The organism is Cellulosilyticum lentocellum DSM 5427, from assembly GCF_000178835.2.
Lineage (GTDB): Bacteria > Bacillota > Clostridia > Lachnospirales > Cellulosilyticaceae > Cellulosilyticum > Cellulosilyticum lentocellum.
In genome coordinates this window covers 4,090,726-4,109,652 of record NC_015275.1, presented here as the reverse complement: position 1 = coordinate 4,109,652, position 18,927 = coordinate 4,090,726, and the positions used below count along the sequence as shown (strand labels likewise).

22 protein-coding genes are annotated in these 18,927 nt (G+C 34.7%); all 22 read left to right on the top strand.

The window, feature by feature from the left end; all coding sequences use genetic code 11:
• The first annotated feature begins 26 nt into the window (after positions 1-26).
• Positions 27-314, top strand: coding sequence for a WXG100 family type VII secretion target (locus CLOLE_RS18840; RefSeq protein ID WP_013658696.1), 288 nt, complete (start codon positions 27-29; stop codon positions 312-314).
• A gap of 32 nt (positions 315-346) precedes the next feature.
• Complete coding sequence (locus CLOLE_RS18835; RefSeq protein WP_013658695.1) at positions 347-640, top strand: WXG100 family type VII secretion target; 294 nt, start codon at positions 347-349, stop codon at positions 638-640.
• Between the two features lie 88 nt (positions 641-728).
• A complete protein-coding gene (locus tag CLOLE_RS18830; protein WP_013658711.1) occupies positions 729-1,016 on the top strand; it encodes a WXG100 family type VII secretion target in 288 nt (95 codons plus the stop codon).
• Between the two features lie 57 nt (positions 1,017-1,073).
• Entirely contained in the window at positions 1,074-2,600 is a 1,527-nt protein-coding gene (locus CLOLE_RS18825; protein ID WP_013658710.1) for a hypothetical protein, read from the top strand.
• Positions 2,601-2,637: 37 nt separating this feature from the next.
• On the top strand, positions 2,638-2,931 hold the full coding sequence (locus CLOLE_RS18820) for a DUF4176 domain-containing protein (protein WP_013658709.1): 294 nt from the start codon (positions 2,638-2,640) through the stop codon (positions 2,929-2,931).
• 44 nt (positions 2,932-2,975) lie between these two features.
• Positions 2,976-3,623, top strand: coding sequence for a DUF4176 domain-containing protein (locus tag CLOLE_RS23515; RefSeq protein WP_202945206.1), 648 nt, complete (start codon positions 2,976-2,978; stop codon positions 3,621-3,623).
• A gap of 79 nt (positions 3,624-3,702) precedes the next feature.
• Complete coding sequence (locus CLOLE_RS22160) at positions 3,703-4,521, top strand: copper amine oxidase N-terminal domain-containing protein (protein ID WP_013658707.1); 819 nt, start codon at positions 3,703-3,705, stop codon at positions 4,519-4,521.
• Positions 4,522-4,542: 21 nt separating this feature from the next.
• Positions 4,543-4,680, top strand: coding sequence for a hypothetical protein (locus CLOLE_RS23185; RefSeq protein ID WP_013658706.1), 138 nt, complete (start codon positions 4,543-4,545; stop codon positions 4,678-4,680).
• A gap of 74 nt (positions 4,681-4,754) precedes the next feature.
• A complete protein-coding gene (locus tag CLOLE_RS22155; RefSeq protein ID WP_013658705.1) occupies positions 4,755-5,579 on the top strand; it encodes a copper amine oxidase N-terminal domain-containing protein in 825 nt (274 codons plus the stop codon).
• A 15-nt stretch (positions 5,580-5,594) separates the two neighbouring features.
• A complete protein-coding gene (locus CLOLE_RS18795) occupies positions 5,595-8,249 on the top strand; it encodes a hypothetical protein (protein WP_013658704.1) in 2,655 nt (884 codons plus the stop codon).
• Between the two features lie 159 nt (positions 8,250-8,408).
• Positions 8,409-8,690 carry a WXG100 family type VII secretion target gene (locus tag CLOLE_RS18790; RefSeq protein ID WP_013658703.1) on the top strand — a complete coding sequence of 94 codons (282 nt, stop codon included), beginning with the start codon at positions 8,409-8,411 and terminating at the stop codon, positions 8,688-8,690.
• Positions 8,691-8,711: 21 nt separating this feature from the next.
• Positions 8,712-10,448 (top strand): polymorphic toxin type 30 domain-containing protein, encoded by a 1,737-nt coding sequence (locus tag CLOLE_RS18785; protein ID WP_013658702.1) that lies wholly within the window; start codon positions 8,712-8,714, stop codon positions 10,446-10,448.
• 61 nt (positions 10,449-10,509) lie between these two features.
• Complete coding sequence (locus tag CLOLE_RS18780) at positions 10,510-10,824, top strand: hypothetical protein (RefSeq protein ID WP_013658701.1); 315 nt, start codon at positions 10,510-10,512, stop codon at positions 10,822-10,824.
• Positions 10,825-10,924: 100 nt separating this feature from the next.
• On the top strand, positions 10,925-11,113 hold the full coding sequence (locus CLOLE_RS23290) for a hypothetical protein (protein WP_162145048.1): 189 nt from the start codon (positions 10,925-10,927) through the stop codon (positions 11,111-11,113).
• 110 nt (positions 11,114-11,223) lie between these two features.
• Complete coding sequence (locus CLOLE_RS18775) at positions 11,224-11,763, top strand: hypothetical protein (RefSeq protein ID WP_013658700.1); 540 nt, start codon at positions 11,224-11,226, stop codon at positions 11,761-11,763.
• Positions 11,750-11,893 carry a hypothetical protein gene (locus CLOLE_RS23380; protein ID WP_013658699.1) on the top strand — a complete coding sequence of 48 codons (144 nt, stop codon included), beginning with the start codon at positions 11,750-11,752 and terminating at the stop codon, positions 11,891-11,893. The genes CLOLE_RS18775 and CLOLE_RS23380 overlap by 14 nt, the downstream gene beginning before the upstream one ends.
• 129 nt (positions 11,894-12,022) lie before the next feature.
• Positions 12,023-13,273: a bifunctional DNA primase/polymerase gene (locus CLOLE_RS22615; RefSeq protein ID WP_013658698.1), complete on the top strand. Its 1,251-nt coding sequence runs from the start codon at positions 12,023-12,025 to the stop codon at positions 13,271-13,273.
• Between the two features lie 112 nt (positions 13,274-13,385).
• A complete protein-coding gene (locus CLOLE_RS18765; RefSeq protein ID WP_013658697.1) occupies positions 13,386-13,850 on the top strand; it encodes a hypothetical protein in 465 nt (154 codons plus the stop codon).
• Positions 13,851-14,536: 686 nt separating this feature from the next.
• Complete coding sequence (locus CLOLE_RS18760) at positions 14,537-14,824, top strand: WXG100 family type VII secretion target (RefSeq protein ID WP_013658696.1); 288 nt, start codon at positions 14,537-14,539, stop codon at positions 14,822-14,824.
• 32 nt (positions 14,825-14,856) lie between these two features.
• On the top strand, positions 14,857-15,150 hold the full coding sequence (locus CLOLE_RS18755) for a WXG100 family type VII secretion target (RefSeq protein WP_013658695.1): 294 nt from the start codon (positions 14,857-14,859) through the stop codon (positions 15,148-15,150).
• A gap of 166 nt (positions 15,151-15,316) precedes the next feature.
• Positions 15,317-16,132, top strand: a complete 816-nt coding sequence (locus CLOLE_RS22150) for a copper amine oxidase N-terminal domain-containing protein (protein ID WP_013658694.1) — start codon at positions 15,317-15,319, stop codon at positions 16,130-16,132.
• A 20-nt stretch (positions 16,133-16,152) separates the two neighbouring features.
• On the top strand, positions 16,153-18,810 hold the full coding sequence (locus CLOLE_RS18745) for a hypothetical protein (RefSeq protein ID WP_013658693.1): 2,658 nt from the start codon (positions 16,153-16,155) through the stop codon (positions 18,808-18,810).
• Positions 18,811-18,927 lie beyond the last annotated feature (117 nt).

Here is an 18,927-nt window from a genome sequence, read left to right as displayed (position 1 = left end):
TTTAAATTTAAAAGGAGAGATTAATTATGGCACAAATGACGTTTAGCGTTGGACAAGCCAAAACCATGTCAACAAAGTTAAAATCAGAAGCCAAAAAAGTGGACGGTATCAAAAGTAACTTAGACAAAGACATCAAAGATGTAAACAGCTACTGGAAAGGTGATTCACAAGATGCATTTAATGCACAGTACACCAAGTTTGCACCAAGCTTAGTAGAACTTTCTAAGCTGGTAACAGATATTGGCACTCAATTGGGGAAAATTGCTGACATCAAAGAACAAACAGAAAAGAAAATTGCAGCATCATTTAAATAATAAAAGAGTACATATTAAGGGAGGAATTAACCATGGCAGAAATGATGGAATTTGACGTCGCAAGAGCCAGAAAAACGACGACTAGTATTGATAATCAAGCAAAAGAGCTAGACAAACAAATGAAACAAGTTAAAAAACTTATTGAAGAAACATCTTCTTGGTGGAAAGGTGATTCTGGGAAGAAATTCCTAGATCAATACAATAAGATTGAGCCAAATGTTAAGAAACTTATTGAATGTGTAACAAACATTAGCCTTGAAGTTAAAGCAACAGCTGATGCTAAGGAAAAAGAAGAACAAGAGATTGCTGCTCAATTGAGTAAATAGTAAGGGGAAATAAAAGGATTACAAGATTGTAATCCTTTTATTTGAATGATATAGTTTCTTGATAGATATTGTAATAAGGGAGGAGAATATGGCAGAACTTGATAGTACAGTTAGCAGAATTAGTAGGCGCCTAGACACTTTATTTAATGATGATAAATGTCTAAATCAGTCTGTGCAGAAAGGTGGGTTATACTGGAAGGGTATATCATTTGAGGCCTTTAAAGATAGTTATGCAGAATATACACAGCAATCAGGTAAGGGGCAAAATCAATTAAAACAAATAAAAAGTCAATTGTATAGTTTACAGCAAGCTATACAAAGGGCTGAAGAAGAGAAAAGAAGACAGGAAGCATTAAGAAGACAGCAAAGAAAATAAATACAATATAAGTAACTGTATAGCTCCATTTTATTAATATTATGAGGGAGGGAGTATATGGCGGAGATAGATATTAGCATAGATGAGGTGAAAGTACTCTTTAGTAATTTCAAGAAGCATAATAAAGGAATAACAAATACCTATTCTAATGAAGTACGTTCTTTAGAACAGGAGATGAGTAGGATAAAGAACAAGTATTCTAGTTATAGTTATGTAGTAAGTAAGGCTAATGATATACGGAGATTAGTAACTGAGCTAGATAGAATAAATAAGGATATTACTACTAAAGGTGAAAAGCTATCATCAGGGTTACAGCAAGTGATTAAATTGACTATTGAAAGTGAACAACAAAGTAAGACATTAATTAAAGAAACGAATGCTAAGATTAGTGGGAAAATTAGGAATGGAAGAATCAGTCTAAATGCAGTTAATTTAAATCAATTAGAAAGCTCGTTTGATGAAGCTGATATTATAAGGGTTAATGCACTTTCATCAAGTGGAATAGAAGCTGCACTAGAAATCGGAGAATATAGAAATAAACTAGATTATAATGTGAAAAGTGCAGTCTATATTGGCGGATTAGATCCAAATGGGGTATATAGACTAGGAACAGATTGGGAAGAACAGATATTTACATCTAATAAGCAGTACATATTTAATACTGATTTAAAGACAAATCTATTTAATATAAATGCTCAAAGGATGGTTAATACGGGAACAAGTAGTATTACGAATTCTGCTAGCGGAAATTTATATTTATGGGATCCTGTGAAAATGGCTTTAACAGGACCTAACTTTGCATTAAATAGCAATATAAGTTGTGCCGCTTTTGAGGATGTTAATAATATCACTGCAGGTAAAGATACATCGTTTGGAACCTATTCAAGATTGGCAACTTTTAAGTCGGAGGCTAAAATGAATGGTAGTCTCTTTATGATAGGGAATAATCGTATTCAGGGTCCGGTTCTTCAAGGAGAGGCTAACTTACATGCTGCCCTAGCTGAAGTTGGAGGGAATATGACAGTGGGGAATCCTGATGTGTTTGCTTTGCAAGGAAATGCAAATGTTGCCGCAGTAACTGGTGATGCAAAGGCAGCTATTGATTTTGAAGCATTCGACTTTGGAATGGATCCGATTACTGGAATGTATATTGTCACACCACCTAGTTTTTCGGGAGAAGCTAATGCAGCGGCATCTGCAGCTAAAGGCTCAGCTGACATTACATTAGGAAATACGTATGCTAATATTAATGGATCGGCTGAAGGAGCAGCACTTACAGCATCTGCAAGTGCAGAATTAGAGGCAGATTTAAAGGATGGTGACCTTTATGTGAAGGCCGAGGCTGGTGCTGCTGTATTAGAAGGTGAAGTTAGCGGTGGAGTTAGTATACTGGGACTTGATATTGATGTTACGCTAGAGGGTGAAGCTATTGCAGCAGGAGTTAAGGGTGGAGTTGGTGTAAAAGATGATTGTTTTGAGATTGAATTAGGAGCCTCTCTGGGTATAGGAGGTGGAGCAAAACTAAGTGTGGATTGGGGCGATGTCAAAGATACTGTTATTGATTGGTGGGATTCATTATGGTAAACAAAGAAATAATAAACTAAGTTAAGGAGATACAAATATGTATGGATTATTACCAATAGGTTCAGTCGTTTTATTAAAAGATAGTAAAAAAAGGCTTATGATTCAAGGAAGGATACAAAAAATCAAAGGTACAAATGAGATATGGGACTACAGTGGATGTTATTATCCTGAAGGTAATATTAATCCAGAATCTAGCTATCTATTTAATCACGATCAAATTGAAAGAGTATATTTTATTGGGTTTCAAGATGAAGAAGAAATTCAATTGCAAGCATATTTACAACAACGGTTACCTCAAATACGTGAACAAGAGATAAAGGAAGAAGAATAAGTCATTAAATGTAGAAATGAAGGGATAGAATAATGAATAGAATAATGAATAGAATATTAAAAATAGCACTTATGACAGTAATGGTAGGATGTTTAGCTGGATGCAGTACAAAAATTAATAATGAATCAGTAAATACACCTAATGCTTCAGCAGATAATGAAGTATCAACAAATGAAGGTGTACAAGATGAACTTTTGCCATATGGAACAGTTGTCCTCTTAAAAGATTCAACTAAGCGTATTATGATTTATGGGCATAATCAAAAAATAGCAGGAGATACAGCAGATAAGGTGTGGGATTATGCAGCTTGTTACTATCCAGAAGGACGGTTAAACAATGAATCAACTTTTATGTTTGACAGTGAGCAAATTGATAGGGTGGATTTTGAAGGTTTGAAGCAGCTAAGTGACGCTACTTTACAAGCGGATAAAGGTGATAAATGGCTACCAGTGGGCTCTGTAGTGGAGGTAGAAGGGGTTACTGAACCAATTATTATTATAGGTCGTTATCAAAAGAATGGTGACACAGGAGAGATATTTGATTATATTGGATGTTCTTATGAAAAAGGAAATGTAAGTGCTGAGAGTACATTGATTTTTAATCATGATATGATAACAGGCTTATATTTTACTGGTTATGAGGATGAAGAAGAAATCGCTTTCGAAGAAAAGTTAAATAGCGTAAGCAAATAAATGGATAGTAATGTAGGGCATAAGTAAAGAAAGTGATGATTGTTATTGAAGGAGAATAGATATAAGTAAAAAGGAAAAAATGAATGTGAAAAAAGGAATATTAAAATGGTTAGCAGTGATGATGATGGTGATACTATGTATGCCACAAGTATTTGCACTATCAGAGATACGTGTAAGGGTTAATGGAGCACAAGTATATTTTCCAGATGGAAAGCCTTATGTGGATAGTAATAGCAGAGTTTTAGTGCCAGTCAGATTTGTCAGTGAACAGTTAGGGGCGAAGGTAGAGTGGGACGCAGCAGCAAAAAGAGTAACGATTGTAGATGGAGATAAAGAAGCTATTTTAAAGATTAATTCAAAGCAAATCATGGTAAATGGACAAGTCAAAGAATTAGATACAGCAGCCATTGTAAAAGGAACAAGAACTTATGTACCAATAAGATTCGTAAGTGAAGCCCTAGGAGCAACTGTTAAATATGATAATAAGGTGAGAATTGTGTATATAGATAATGGAAAAGCACCACTTCCTGAGGTGAAGGTATTTGAGGCAGGACCATTTACAATACCTATTACTGCAGATTCTAGAGTAACTAAAACTCAATCTACATCAACAATTACCACTGAAAGCTTGACGCAGGTATATACTGATACATCAGGTGCCATTATTATATGTGTAACACAGGGAATGAAAGTGGATTATAGCATTCAATGTGATGAGGCAGAACAAATCTTACAACAAGCAGTTACTCCATCTGAAGCAAAGAAAATAATAGACTTTGCTAGAACTAAAAAAAGTATTAGAGATAAAATTGGTGAAAAAAACTTTGATACAGAGAATTACACTATTAAGGTAAGTGGAGATACTAGAACAGTAAATATTCGTGTATATAAGAAATAAATTATTAAAGAGGAAATGATTATGAAAAAATGGCTAAAATATCTAATAATAAGTAGTTTAATGTTTCAAAATCTTCATACCTCAATAATGGCATCCACCTTAACTGATGAACAAGAGATAGTAAGGCAAAAGTTTAATCAAGATATGGCACAAATATAAAGATAGCTATATATAAAAAGAATAAGATGAATATGGCAAAGAATTATTATTAATTAAAGATAGGGGAGATTTAAATGAGAAAAGGAATATTAAAATGGACAGTAATGATAATGATGTTTGTAATGTGTGTACCACAAGTATTTGCACTATCAGAGATACGTGTAAGGGTTAATGGAACACAAGTTTATTTTCCAGATGGAAAGCCTTATGTGGATAGTAATAGCAGAGTATTAGTACCAGTCAGATTTGTCAGTGAACAGTTAGGGGCGAAGGTAGAGTGGGACGCAGCAGCAAAAAGAGTAACGATTATAGATGGAGATAAAGTAGCTATTTTAAATATCAATTCAAAGCAAATCATGGTAAATGGACAAGTCAAAGAATTAGATACAGCAGCCATTGTAAAAGGAACAAGAACTTATGTACCAATAAGATTTGTAAGTGAAGCCCTAGGAGCAACGGTTAAATATGATAATAAGGTAAGGATTGTGTACATAGATAATGGAAAAGCACCACTCCCAGAAGTAAAAGTATATACATCTGGTAATTTTACAATACCAGTGGTAGAGGGAACAAAGGTAACGGATTTAGGAGGAGCTTGGAATATAGAGACACCAACATATGCTAGTATTTGGTTTGATGAAGAATGGGCTCAAAAAGGTAATTTATTAATTCTAGTAACACCGGAGACAACAAAACCCTATAGTGATCAATGTGATGAAATAGAAGCATTGTTAGCACAGGATATGAGTATAAGTGATGCTAAAAAAATTATGGACTACGCAAGAACAAAAACGGTCCAACATAAGATTTTAACAGAAAAGGTTTACAAAACTAGTAATTATACAGTTAAAGTAGGTTCATATAATGAATCTGTAGAAATTCGAGTAATACATAAGTAAAAAGGGGATGAAAAAGTGAAAAAATACATAGTGTATGTATTGAGTATTATCCTTCTATTTTCTACTACCTTCATTAAAGTGCAGGCAGATACGATAAGTAAAGAAGAGTTGATAAATAGATTAAATACAGATATGGCATCTCTTTATAAACTTGCTAACTACTATAAAGATAGCATAGATGGTAAGGTACTCAATACTTACTATAAAAATCAAGTCAGGAGTGGTGACCCTATATATGCATATATTCCAGCGTACGGGGAAGAACATGGAGGAAAAGATACAGTTTTAAATGAAAGAGAATTTTTAGGATATACTAAAACGAATCAGTCAGTACCAAATCCACAATATGGATGGGACATTGGATGGGATAAAGTTAGAATTGCTAAATGGGCCATGAATGAGCCTTGGAAAACACTGGGATATGCTAATTCATACTTTACAAAAAAGGAGGTATCAGTACCTGGAGTGGGTGATAATGCTATAGAGCAGGCTATACAGCTAGGTGTTGATATGGTTTATGGAGGAAAAAGATATTCACAAATAAAAGCTAAGGACTGTAACATTAGTGTTTCTGGTGACCCTATTGTTCACAAGGTGGGAGAGAAGCCTGATGCCGGTTGGATTAATTATGTACATATAGTAATCCCACCCACAGAAACGACTTGGGGACAAGGACGTATTTACAAGGCAAACGGTAATTATATGGGAATCCCTATTGCCGCCTTTGAATTAATAGGACCTAATCTAACAGTAACTTTAGAATGTGCACAGTCAGAAGGTGTAGGCGTAAGAAATGATGATGCAGTAAAAGCATCAGCTATAGTTAAATCTACATTTGATGAAAATGTTGACACTACCTATAAATGGACTGTTAAGGGAGATACAACAGGTACTATTTATCAAGAGAAAGAAGAAAGTGCATGTAAGTTTACAGGGTATGGGGAAGGTGCAAGTCAAGGAAGTGCTATTATACCATCTGAAGGTTCGGAATTTGATGCAGTATTTGACTTAGAGTTTATCATGCCAAGAGAGCCAGTTACCATTAGTTTTGAGATTAATCCAAGTAAGGATCCAGAAGAAAGTATTTATACTGATAATAAAGTGAGTAAAAATATATCTTGGATTCGTTATGATATTGCAACAGCAGACTATACCCTCTATTATGATGAGCTTACTAAAGAATTAGAACATGATTTAGCAGGAGGGGGGATTCCTGGAAGTGTAGAATCACCTAGTCAAAGTCTTTGGAGATGGAATGGTAATCTAACAGGAGGGTTAAATGTTGATATAGAAGATAATGATGGTGCATTATCAGATGCAAAGGTAAAAGATGATACAAACCCTCCGGTAGATGAAGCAGCGGAATCTGTTACTAGAAGTCCGATTATAAAAGGTATGATTGATAGACAAGACTATGGGGATTTTTATTTACCTAACCTTTCTAACCCAGTACGTAAGATGGTCGTTTCCTACGAGGGCGATGTTGAAAGAAATTACACCTATCATACGTCTCACTGGGTCTATTGTTGTACAAATGAGGATGGTTCGAGCCATGAAGTACTTTGTACGGGTTGTGATACTTATAATGGTTCAGGAACTCAAAGTGGTATATTCCAGCCAGGAGAGGATCGTATTAGTATAACAACGCAAGTATATAATGGCAGGGAAAATATGCCACATGTAGCAGCCAGAGATTTTAAAAAGGAAATAGACGATAATACCCATACCTCTTTAGCCAAAACCATATGGTGGGAAAGTGATGAATATCCTATGTTAGTTCAGCGCTGGATGAAGCATGTTTTTCTGACGGAGCCAGAAGAGTATGAAGCAATACAGGGGCAGTATGAACGTATCTTTACTCAGCAAAATAAAGCAACGGTTGAGTGGGGGATTAGTAAAAGTATGAGCAGTATTTATGAAGAAGACTTAAATAGTGCCAAGAGAAAAAGTACTAATAAATCAGATTATCCTCATGTACCTTTTGCAACAGATAGAGATTTGCAACGCCAGTATAAGTATCCTTTTAAATCAGGCTACTACTTTAATCCAGCAGGAGAATATACACTTACCATACGTACAGAAATCTATAAGGATGAAGCTAAGGAAACACAGGAGCACAAAGCTCTTGTAGATGAAGTGTTACAAAGTTTTAAGTATGGATCTAACATGACCTACGTAGATGAGGGTTCTCAGTACCAATTAAAGTTAGAAATAGATGACCCTGAAGCAACAACAGCAGCAGAGGGGCTATTAGATATACAGCGAGATTATACTTATGTAACAGAATATGAAATACCATATAGCCCAGATGCAGTAGGTTTTACCCATACCTATTTTAAAGAAATTTTAGAAGGCTATGAGGAATCCAATACTCAAGATAGTAAAGATGACTATAAGTATAGAGAGTACATACAAGAGGGACAGTATATTTGTAAAGTAGTAGAAGAAACAACAGTAACCATAACAGTGAACCCAGATAATGAGAAGTGTTATACCTTTGGTGGTATGAAGAATGGTAAGTATTATATGACAGCATGGTTAAATGATGTAGATGTATCAAGTATTACCAATGTACCAGGAATGATGCTCAAAGGTGTGAATACAGAAAAGCAACTAGATGAGATAGCACTTCAGGTTCACGGTTCTATGTATGATGACTTAAATAATTAAATAAAAGGCTACTAGATTATGATGGTATAGGAATTACAGTGGTTCGGTATCAATCTAGTAGTCTTTAAATTTTATGATGGGAATCTATTTATTTGAGGTTAGATTAATAGATAATAGGAGAGTTAGGATAAAAAATAATAGATAGGAGAGATAGAGTAAATGAGTAACCTATCATGGCTTAAAAGTTCTATTAATAATAGTGTGCTAGAAATTAGCAAGAAATCCAATGCATCTAAAAATAACGTGAAATATACGAGAGCGTACTGGCAAGGGGAGGCCGCAGAGAGTTTTGAACAAGCCTATGAAGTTTTGCAGAAAAAGGGCAATAATGTACATAGTAAATTTTCGAGCTTATCAAGTAAGCTTGCTACATTGCAGTCTAGCATTAACCAAGCAGAAGAAGCAAAAAGAAGAGATTTACAAAATAGGAAGAAGAAATAGGAATATAAAAAGGAGGGGAGTATGCAAAATAAAATAGTATCAGATACTGAGGTTATTAGAGAGTTAAGGGGAAAGATAGGAGACTATACTGGCTATGCTGCAAGACAGTATAATACCAGCTGTAATAGTATTATAAGGCAAATGGATAGCTTGATCTCTAAGTATAATGGAGAAAAATACGGTGGTGATGTAGTTGCAAAAGCCAGACAAATCAAGGAAATAGCCAACGATATACTAAGATATAGAACAGATTTTATTAAGCAAAGTGATAAAATTTTAGATGGTTTAAAGTTTGTTGTGAACCAGTATAATGCCACGGAAAAGGAATGTATTGGTTTGGTGAAACAAATGGCACTCAGTAAACCGAGTGTTAGGGTGATGTCAAAAGGAATCGACAATCTCCAAACATTAATCAAACAAAATTTTACGAGAGAGAATGTTGAAAAGCTAGCTACCTTATGGGAAAATATGCTTAAAGAGTATAATGAAGCTAGGAAAGAAGAGTTAAAGCAACTTCAAGAAAGATTAGCAAGTGGTAATCTACCACAACTTGAGGACTCAGACATAGCCTTTTATGAAGCAATGCCCACCATGCTCAGTGAACTAGGAATAAGCTTAAGCACCAAAGATCAAGCTAACTTACTTTCTTGCTTACGTATAAAGGGAGAAGTAGAGAGCATAGATTTAAAAAGGTTTGGCTTAACACCTGAAAGTGGTATCAGTGAGAAGGAACTAAAAAAGTTAAGTGAAACAATTACTTTAAAGTATGATGCAGAGTATTACAATAAGAAAAACACAGAAGCATTTAATCAAAAGTTAGACTTATTTAATAGCTTTATTACAGATGTGAATATGAATGCAGTAGCCCTAGGGGAAGCAACTGTAGACCTAGGCGTAGATATGGCAGTAGGGGCATATAAGATAGGCGTTGAGCCAGTGGGAAGATTAGGGGAGTTATTTGCAGCATGGAACCTTAAAAACTTAGGGGGGATGTCACAGGAGGAATTTGATCAGAAGTTTAATGACTATTGTAACTATGCGGATAACCTGACAAGTGGTTTAGGAAGTGCCTTGGTTAATGTAGGAAATACCAATCTAGAAGAAAACACGGTCCTAAGTCCACTCTATTATACAGCCACAGGCTTTAATGAGTATATGCAAGGAAATATGACACATGAAGAAAAAATCGCCTATTTTAAGAAGGTCATAGAATCGGTGATGATTGTAGAAGGTGGCATAAAAGGGGTACAAAAGGGTAGTACAATAGTTAAAAGTAAGTTAGAGGCTTCAAAGGTAAAAGCAGGTGGAGTAGAAGGATTAAATCAAGTAGATGAACTAACAAAGTCTAGGAATACTGTAGTTAAAGAGGGAGCGGTTAAGTCTGGTAGTAGTAAGGTTGGTGATTTTAAGAATTTAAAAGGTACTACAGTAGATGACATTCTTGACAGAATACCTGATGATGCAACATTGAGGGAATTGACACCAGTAAAGGGTGGAGCTACGGAAGGATTTGAATTTAAGTGGATACAAGATAATCAAACTTATCGGGTGAGGGTGCATAATATAGATCCGGGTGCACCGGTAGGTTCTAATGCATCTCAAGGGTGGATAGTAAGAATTCAACGTGGAAGGCAATACTATGATTATACTATTGAGGGCTTTCAACCAGCAAAATATACTAATAATCCAAATGGAGAATTTTTCGATTCTACTATTACAAATAATACACATATACCGATAAAAGATCCATATCAGTAGCAAGATGGTTCTTGAAAAGCAGGTAATTAGGTTATTTAAAAAGACAAAAAAGGAGATAAGAATGAAATTAGAAGAAATAACTATGCTAGGTAATTGGAATACCGAAGAAGAATTGATTAAGATCATTGAACTTATTGAAGATAAAATATCGTATAAGGGGTACAGTGAAGATGAGGTAATTACATTAGTAAATAAATTACTAGAAATTAACGTATTATCGCTAAAGTATGAAGCAAGGGAGGAACTACTAAATACTTTATGTAATGCTAATTCATATTATAATATACAAGAAAAGGTTGATTTTAATAATATTTTAGCTATTAAGGACGAACTAGAAGATGATTTAAAGGAGTATATATTAGAACTCTTTGGATGATAAATATATTTTATTTGTAGAAATCTTAGATACAGATGAGATATCAATAATTAATTACTTGAATGAATGTACAGAATAAGATATATATTTTATAAGTAAAGTGTTTGAAGACATATCAGAAAAATTGCAGAGCAAGAAGTTTATAAAATGTTTAAGAGAGCTAGATAAGAAATATCCGCAGCTAAAAATGACAAAGGACATTGATTTAGCGGAACAATATATAGAAAAAGATACCATTGACTCAGCATACCAATTAAGTTTGGTTCCTGCTGGGTTTTCTTTTGTCTAAAATACATTATCGTGAAATGAATATATACAAAAAATATAAAAATGTATTTATATTACAAAATAAAAGGTATATAATATTGTTATAAATTCAAATAATGAGGAGGAGATAAAATGCCAGAATTAATTAACATTCGTCTAACTAAAGACAGCCCAGAAGTAGCTACTATGGATGCACAAGCAAAAGCACTTGGTATGTCTCGTAATGAGATGATTCTTAAAGCCATTACTATGCTACTTGATTTTGAACCTACATTTTACAAGAAGTTAGAGGCATATAGTAGCAATGCAAATGTGTCTATGGGAACAGCTTTGCAAAATATGACCATCAAACGTTGGGCACAGGATAATGCTAAGAGAGCAGTATGGGGAAGAAACTCAGATATCTTATTAGAGTTCTCTCAAAGCAATGAAGGTGTTATTCAGTCAAAAGAACTTTATGAAATGGTTTATCAGTTGGCTTTTGTTGAAGAAGCTAGAGCACGTTTTGAGCAGCTTCAACAAGAAGTGAAACAAGGCCTAGAACTTAGAGGAGAAGATAAAGAGTTCTACGAGGAGTTTCAACCTAAGTATGGCTACAAACCAAGACTAGAAAGAGAAAGCTTACAAGAAGGGTTAACTTTTTGGGAGAGTGATGGAGATGGAGCAAAATAAGTCCAATGAGATAGTCATTAAGTGCCCACATTGCAATCAGAGATTACTAGATGCAGAGTATGTGGTAGGTACTATCAAATGTCCCAGATGTAAACAGATAGTCAAGCTAGAAGTAAAGAAGGTAAGTTAAAAATGAATAAGAGCATAGAGCCGAATCGCATCCGTATAGCCGAGATAGCAGGAGCCTAGCACAAATCATTCTTAGAGTGAAGATGTGTTAGGCTCTTTTATTTTTCGCTCATAGAAAGGAGGTTAGAAAGTGCCAAATGAAGTATTACGAATGGCTTTAAAGTATGCAGAGATAGGAATACCAGTCATGCCACTACATGGCATCAAGGGAGATGGCAATTGTACTTGTAAGAAAGGTAGTAGTTGTTCCAGTAAAGGTAAGCACCCTATTTTTAACGGTTGGCAAGAACTAGCTACTACTAATCAAGATACCATTACAAAGTGGTGGAGCAAGTACCCTGATGCCAACATAGGCATTCCTACAGGAGAGAGAAGTGGCTGGTTAGTCCTAGATGTAGATACCAAGTATCAAGGAGATGAGTCACTAGAATTATTACAAATGCTATATGAGGATTTACCACCTACTGTTACAGCACTTACTGGTAGTGGTGGTAGGCACCTCATCTTTAAATATCCAAAGGGTGTTCATATTCCTAATAAAGTGAGTTTTAAACAGGGCTTAGATACTAGGTCAAATGGAGGTCTTATTGTAGCCACACCAAGCCTTCATGTAAGTGGCAACACCTACAGTTGGTTAGAAGGTCATTCACCCTTTGATAGTGAGCCAGTAGAGGCACCCGAGTGGTTGTTAGAGGTGATGTGTGAGGGTGACCAAATACAAAAAAGAGAAGTAGTGTACCAAGCACTAGAAACTAGTACAGCTACTGTCTTTGAAGGAAGTAGAAATAATCATCTGACCAGTCTTGCTGGAACTTTGCGAAGAAAAGGAATGAGTGAATCCGGCATAATAGTGGCACTTATGGCTGAAAATGAGGCAAACTGTGAGCCACCTTTAGAGGTAGAAGAGGTAAGGACAATTGCTAGAAGCATAGGTAAATATGAGCCTAATAAGGCAAATCTAAAGCCTTACTATAATCGCACAGATAGTGGAAATGCAGAACGCTTTAGGGATTTATATGGCAAGGACATAAGGTATTGTCACATCTTAGATAAATGGTTCATATGGAATGGTCAGTATTGGGAAGCAGATAGCAGTGGTAGGATTACAGAATTAGCTATTAAAACAGTTAGAACCATGTTAGAAGAGGCACAACAGATACAAGATGATATAGCAAGAAGAGAGCTCGTAAAGCATGCACTTAAATCAGAAGGATTTTCAAGGATAAAAGCGATGATAAGTCTAGCGAGTGATTTACAAGAGCTAACTATTACAACCGATGAACTGGATAAGGATATATGGAAGATTAATTGTCAAAATGGAATTATTGATTTAAAAACAGGAGAATTGCTTAGCCATGATAGAAAATATTTTTATACATAGATGAAGCTATAGATTTTACAAATCTTAATAATGTAAAATTAGTACAGAAGATAGAAGCTATGGGGATAACTGTTGTTGATGATATAAATGTATTGAAAGGATTGGTCAATTAATGGGCATATCAGGAATTTTATTAAAGAATAAAGATGAAATGAATTTTGAAAAATTAATACGTGATATAAAGTGTGCGGCTCATCAGGCGAATATTGTTTGTTTGGAGGGGCTAGAATTTGAAAAGAATAATGATGGTACTTATGAATATATGACATTTATTCTAGCCGAAAAGGAACAAGATGGTAATGAGTTCCTTATATATGCTTATAATGACACAGATGATATGATAGATGGAATGTTTAGTTTTATAAATGAAAAGAAAAATTATCAACAATGTATCAATATAGAAAGTTTTAAATCGACTAAGATATTACTTGATTTTATTTACGAGTATATGAAATTAAATAAAGATGATATTTTTTATGATGAATTAAATTGGCATTATACATTTGAGGAAATTGAATATATTGCAAATATGGGAACATATGATGCCCAGTGGTGCTATAAAAAACCTCAAGAATAAAGAATCCAAATAGAAATTAGATTATAAATCTATTTATAATTAAGAGAATATTTCACCAGCATACCGATTAACTTTGGTCCCTGCTGGGTTTCTTTTTGTCTAAAAATATAAAATCCTCCAATATAGATATATAAAAATAAATAAAAAGTATGTATAAATTGCCTGAAAATGCAAATACTAATCCTGGAGTGCGGTGAAAAAGCGAGACATCTATGATATGATGATATCCTCATATGGAGGAGATAGAAATGTATAGCAAGTACTCAGAAGTTAAATGAATAAGAGCATAGAGCTAAATGGCATCCGTATAGATGATATAGCAAGAGCCTAGCACAAAATCATCCAAGAATTCGTTGGAGTGAAGATGTATTAGGCTCTTTTATTTTTTGCTTATAGAAGAAAGATTAGAGCAGCATTAAAAATGCATCACAGTCTAATGTGCAAAAAGTGGATGCTAATATTGTACAAATAATATGACATGGTTGATAAAAATAAAAAAATAATATAAAATAATTTTGAATATTATAAAAAGCAAAACAATACATAAAATAAAAGAGGGTGTAATTTTAATAGAGGATAGAAGCTGAATACAATGAGAATTGGAATGGCTATTTAATAACCAAGAACAAGTATATACCGCTGAAATTAGCGACTATATAAAATTAAATTAAAAAGGGAGATTAATTATGGCGCAAATGACGTTTAGCGTTGGACAGGCAAAAACTATGTCAACAAAGTTAAAATCAGAAGCAAAAAAAGTGGACGGCATCAAAAGTAACTTAGACAAAGACATCAAAGATGTAAACAGCTACTGGAAAGGTGATTCACAAGATGCATTTAATGCACAGTACACCAAGTTTGCACCAAGCTTAGTAGAACTTTCTAAGCTAGTAACAGATATTGGCACTCAATTGGGGAAAATTGCTGACATCAAAGAACAAACAGAAAAGAAAATTGCAGCATCATTTAAATAATAAAAGAGTACATATTAAGGGAGGAATTAACCATGGCAGAAATGATGGAATTTGACGTCGCAAGAGCTAGAAAAACGACGACTAGTATTGATAATCAAGCAAAAGAGCTAGACAAACAAATGAAACAAGTTAAAAAACTTATTGAAGAAACATCTTCTTGGTGGAAAGGTGATTCTGGGAAGAAATTCCTAGATCAATATAATAAGATTGAGCCAAATGTTAAGAAACTTATTGAATGTGTAACAAACATTAGCCTTGAAGTTAAAGCAACAGCTGATGCTAAGGAAAAAGAAGAACAAGAGATTGCTGCTCAATTAAGTAAATAGTAAGGGGAGATAAAAGGATTACAAGATTGTAATCCTTTTATTCGGATTTTAGTATGTTTCACTCCATACTTTTTAGAGTAGGAATATGACAAAGATAGCTATATATAAAAGAATAAGATGAATATGAGTAAAGAATTATTATTAACTAAAGATAGGGGAGATTTAAATGAAAAAAGGAATACTAAAATGGACAGTAATGATAATGATGCTTGTAATGTGTATACCACAAGTATTTGCACTATCAGAGATACGAGTAAGAGTTAATGGAACACAAGTATATTTTCCAGATGGAAAGCCTTATGTGGATAGTAATAGCAGAGTATTAGTACCAGTTAGATTTGTAAGTGAACAGTTAGGGGCGAAGGTAGAGTGGGACGCAGCAGCAAAAAGAGTAACGATTATAGATGGAGATAAAGTAGCTATTTTAAAGATCAATTCAAAGCAAATCATGGTAAATGGACAAGTCAAAGAATTAGATACAGCAGCCATTGTAAAAGGAACAAGAACTTATGTACCAATAAGATTTGTAAGTGAAGCCTTAGGAGCAACGGTTAAATATGATAATAAGGTAAGGATTGTGTACATAGATAATGGAAAAGCACCACTTCCAGAGGTGAAGGTGTTTGAAGCAGGACCATTTACAATACCTATTACTGCAGATTGTGTGGTATCTAATCTAGGGGATTCATCATCAATTAGAACGGCTAATCAAGTAGATTTATATACAGTAAAATCTAGAGGAACTATAATTTTATGTGTAACACAAGGGACACAAGTGGATTATAGCATTCAGTGTGATGAGGCAGAGCAAATCTTACAACAAGTAGTGACTCCAGCTGAAGCAAAGAAAATAATGGATTTTGCTAGAAAGAAATCAAGTATTAGGGACCAGATAGGAGAGAAAACTTTTAATACAGAAAGCTATATTTTTGAAGTAAATGGTGATGATAGGACTGTAAATATTCGTGTGTATAAGAAATAATTTCTAAAGAGGAAATGATTATGAAAAAATGGTTAAAGTATTTAATAGTAAGTAGTTTAGTATTTCAAAATCTTCATACCTCAATAATGGCATCTACCTTAACTGATGAACAAGAGACAGTAAGGCAAAAGATTAATCAAGATATGGCACAAATATATGGATTAGGGGATGAAGAGTATCCTTTAAGAATAGGTGAGTATGGGGACTTACACGTTTATGATAAGGGGTATGGTAGTACAAAAGAAGAGACCTATATGTTGGCTTATGGAAATATGTCAGGAGGGGATGATAGAGGAGAAAAAGAATTTCTTGGAAAAAACAATGTAGGAGATAAAGTGCCCAACCCACAATATCGTTGGAGGGTAGGTTGGGATGGTAAGGTGATTTCTAAATGGGGAGATTATTTGCCGTGGGATGAAGGGGAGTGCAAGAAGGGGTATTTTGATGATCAAGTGTTTAATATTCCAAGCCTTGATAACAACAGCACATTGGAAGAGGCTATTCAAGTAGGTGTAGATATGGCTTATGGAGGCAAAAAATATAAAGATATAAAACAGCCTGAGGCCCCTAACTATAGTAATAGGAATTATCCTGTGCATAATGTGGGAGATAAACCTAGTGCTGGTTGGATTAAGCATGTACACATTATCACCCCACCTACACAAGACACTTGGGGGCAAGGGAGGATGTATCAAAAGGGTGGATATTATATGGGTGTCCCTATAGCTCCATTTAGTTTAATAGGACCTAATCTATCAGTAACTTTAGAATGTGCACAGGCAGAAGGTGCAGGCGTAAGAAATGATGATGCAGTAAAAGCATCAGCTATAGTTAAATCTACATTTGATGAAAATGTGGGCACTACGTATAAATGGACTGTTAAGGGAGATACAACAGGTACTATTTATCAAGAGAAAGAAGAAAGTACATGCAAGTTTGCAGGGTATGGGGGAAGTGGGAGTCAAGGAAGTGTTACTATACCATCTAAAGGTTCGGAATTTGATGCAGTATTTGACTTAGAGTTTATCATGCCAAGAGAGCCAGTTACCATTAGTTTTGAGATTAATCCAAGTAAGGATCCAGAAGAAAGTATTTATACTGATAATAAAGTGAGTAAAAACATATCTTGGATTCGTTATGATATTGCAACAGCAGACTATACCCTCTATTATGATGAGCTTACTAAAGAATTAGAACATGATTTAGCAGGAGGGGGGATTCCTGGAAGTGTAAAATCACCTAGTCAAAGTCTTTGGAGATGGGATGGCAATTTAACGGGAGGGTTAAATGTTGATATAGAAGATAATGATGGAGCGTTATCTGGTGCAAAGGTAAAAGATGATACGAACCCTCCGGTAGATGAAGCTGCAGAATCTGTTACGAGAAGTCCTATTATACAAGGTGTTATCAAGAGAGAAGAATATGGAGACTTCTATCTACCTAATCTTTCTAACCCAGTACGTAAGATGGTAGTTTCTTATAAGGGTGATGTTGAGAGGAACTATGAGTACCACACTTCTCATAGTGTCTATTGTTGTGAGAATGAGGATGGTTCTAGTCATTATGTGACTTGTAATAATTGTAGTACCTATTATGGTTCAGGAACTCAAAGTGGTATATTCCAGCCAGGAGAGGATCGTATTAGTATAACAACGCAAGTATATAATGGCAGGGAAAATATGCCACATGTAGCAGCCAGAGATTTTAAAAAGGAAATAGATGATAATACCCATACCTCTTTAGCCAAAACCATATGGTGGGAAAGTGATGAATATCCTATGTTAGTTCAGCGCTGGATGAAGCATGTTTTTCTGACGGAGCCAGAAGAGTATGAAGCAATACAGGGGCAGTATGAACGTATCTTTACTCAGCAAAATAAAGCAACGGTTGAGTGGGGCATTAGTAAGAGTATGAGTAGTATTTATGAGGAGGATTTAAATAGTGCTAAGAGAAAGAGTACTAATAAATCAGACTATCCTCACGTCCCATTTGCAACAGATAGAGATTTACAACGCCAGTATAAGTATCCTTTTAAATCTGGCTATTACTTTAATCCAGCAGGAGAATATACACTCACCATACGTACAGAAATCTATAAGGATGAAGCTAAGGAAACACAGGAGCACAAAGCTCTTGTAGATGAAGTGTTACAAAGTTTTAAGTATGGATCTAACATGACCTATGTAGATGAGGGTTCTCAGTACCAATTAAAGTTAGAAATAGATGACCCTGAAGCAACAACAGCAGCAGAGGGGCTATTAGATATACAGCGAGATTATACTTATGTAACAGAATATGAAGTACCATATAGCCCAGATGCAGCAGGTTTTACCCATACCTATTTTAAAGAAATTTTAGAAGGCTATGAAGAATCTAATACTCAAGATAGTAAAGATGACTATAAGTATAGAGAGTACATACAAGAGGGGCAATATATTTGTAAGGTAGTAGAAGAAACAACAGTAACCATAACAGTGAACCCAGATAATGAGAAGTGTTATACCTTTGGTGGTATGAAAAATGGCAAGTATTATATGACAGCATGGTTAAATGATGTAGATGTATCAAGTATTACCAATGTACCAGGAATGCAGCTCAAAGGTGTTAATACAGAAAAGCAGCTAGATGAGATAGCACTTCAGGTTCATGGTTCTATGTATGATGACCTTAATAATTAAATATAGAGACTAGACAGAATAGATAAAGGGACTATAGACAGAATGATTTGTTTATGGTCCCTCATGTTTTTAACGTTAATGAGGACAAATATAAAAGACACTATAATTTAGTATTCT

Excerpts from the sequence above, each read along its gene's own strand:
- CLOLE_RS18745 (WP_013658693.1), top strand. The coding sequence starts at position 16,153 with ATGAAAAAATGGTTAAAGTATTTAATAGTAAGTAGTTTAGTATTTCAA.
- CLOLE_RS18830 (WP_013658711.1), top strand. The coding sequence starts at position 729 with ATGGCAGAACTTGATAGTACAGTTAGCAGAATTAGTAGGCGCCTAGAC.
- CLOLE_RS23380 (WP_013658699.1), top strand. The coding sequence starts at position 11,750 with ATGGAGCAAAATAAGTCCAATGAGATAGTCATTAAGTGCCCACATTGC.
- CLOLE_RS18820 (WP_013658709.1), top strand. The coding sequence starts at position 2,638 with ATGTATGGATTATTACCAATAGGTTCAGTCGTTTTATTAAAAGATAGT.
- CLOLE_RS22155 (WP_013658705.1), top strand. The coding sequence starts at position 4,755 with ATGAGAAAAGGAATATTAAAATGGACAGTAATGATAATGATGTTTGTA.
- CLOLE_RS18780 (WP_013658701.1), top strand. The coding sequence starts at position 10,510 with ATGAAATTAGAAGAAATAACTATGCTAGGTAATTGGAATACCGAAGAA.
- CLOLE_RS18755 (WP_013658695.1), top strand. The coding sequence starts at position 14,857 with ATGGCAGAAATGATGGAATTTGACGTCGCAAGAGCTAGAAAAACGACG.
- CLOLE_RS22150 (WP_013658694.1), top strand. The coding sequence starts at position 15,317 with ATGAAAAAAGGAATACTAAAATGGACAGTAATGATAATGATGCTTGTA.
- CLOLE_RS23185 (WP_013658706.1), top strand. The coding sequence starts at position 4,543 with ATGAAAAAATGGCTAAAATATCTAATAATAAGTAGTTTAATGTTTCAA.
- CLOLE_RS18825 (WP_013658710.1), top strand. The coding sequence starts at position 1,074 with ATGGCGGAGATAGATATTAGCATAGATGAGGTGAAAGTACTCTTTAGT.
- CLOLE_RS23515 (WP_202945206.1), top strand. The coding sequence starts at position 2,976 with ATGAATAGAATATTAAAAATAGCACTTATGACAGTAATGGTAGGATGT.
- CLOLE_RS18775 (WP_013658700.1), top strand. The coding sequence starts at position 11,224 with ATGCCAGAATTAATTAACATTCGTCTAACTAAAGACAGCCCAGAAGTA.
- CLOLE_RS18840 (WP_013658696.1), top strand. The coding sequence starts at position 27 with ATGGCACAAATGACGTTTAGCGTTGGACAAGCCAAAACCATGTCAACA.
- CLOLE_RS18765 (WP_013658697.1), top strand. The coding sequence starts at position 13,386 with ATGGGCATATCAGGAATTTTATTAAAGAATAAAGATGAAATGAATTTT.
- CLOLE_RS18835 (WP_013658695.1), top strand. The coding sequence starts at position 347 with ATGGCAGAAATGATGGAATTTGACGTCGCAAGAGCCAGAAAAACGACG.
- CLOLE_RS18785 (WP_013658702.1), top strand. The coding sequence starts at position 8,712 with ATGCAAAATAAAATAGTATCAGATACTGAGGTTATTAGAGAGTTAAGG.
- CLOLE_RS18790 (WP_013658703.1), top strand. The coding sequence starts at position 8,409 with ATGAGTAACCTATCATGGCTTAAAAGTTCTATTAATAATAGTGTGCTA.
- CLOLE_RS22160 (WP_013658707.1), top strand. The coding sequence starts at position 3,703 with ATGAATGTGAAAAAAGGAATATTAAAATGGTTAGCAGTGATGATGATG.
- CLOLE_RS18760 (WP_013658696.1), top strand. The coding sequence starts at position 14,537 with ATGGCGCAAATGACGTTTAGCGTTGGACAGGCAAAAACTATGTCAACA.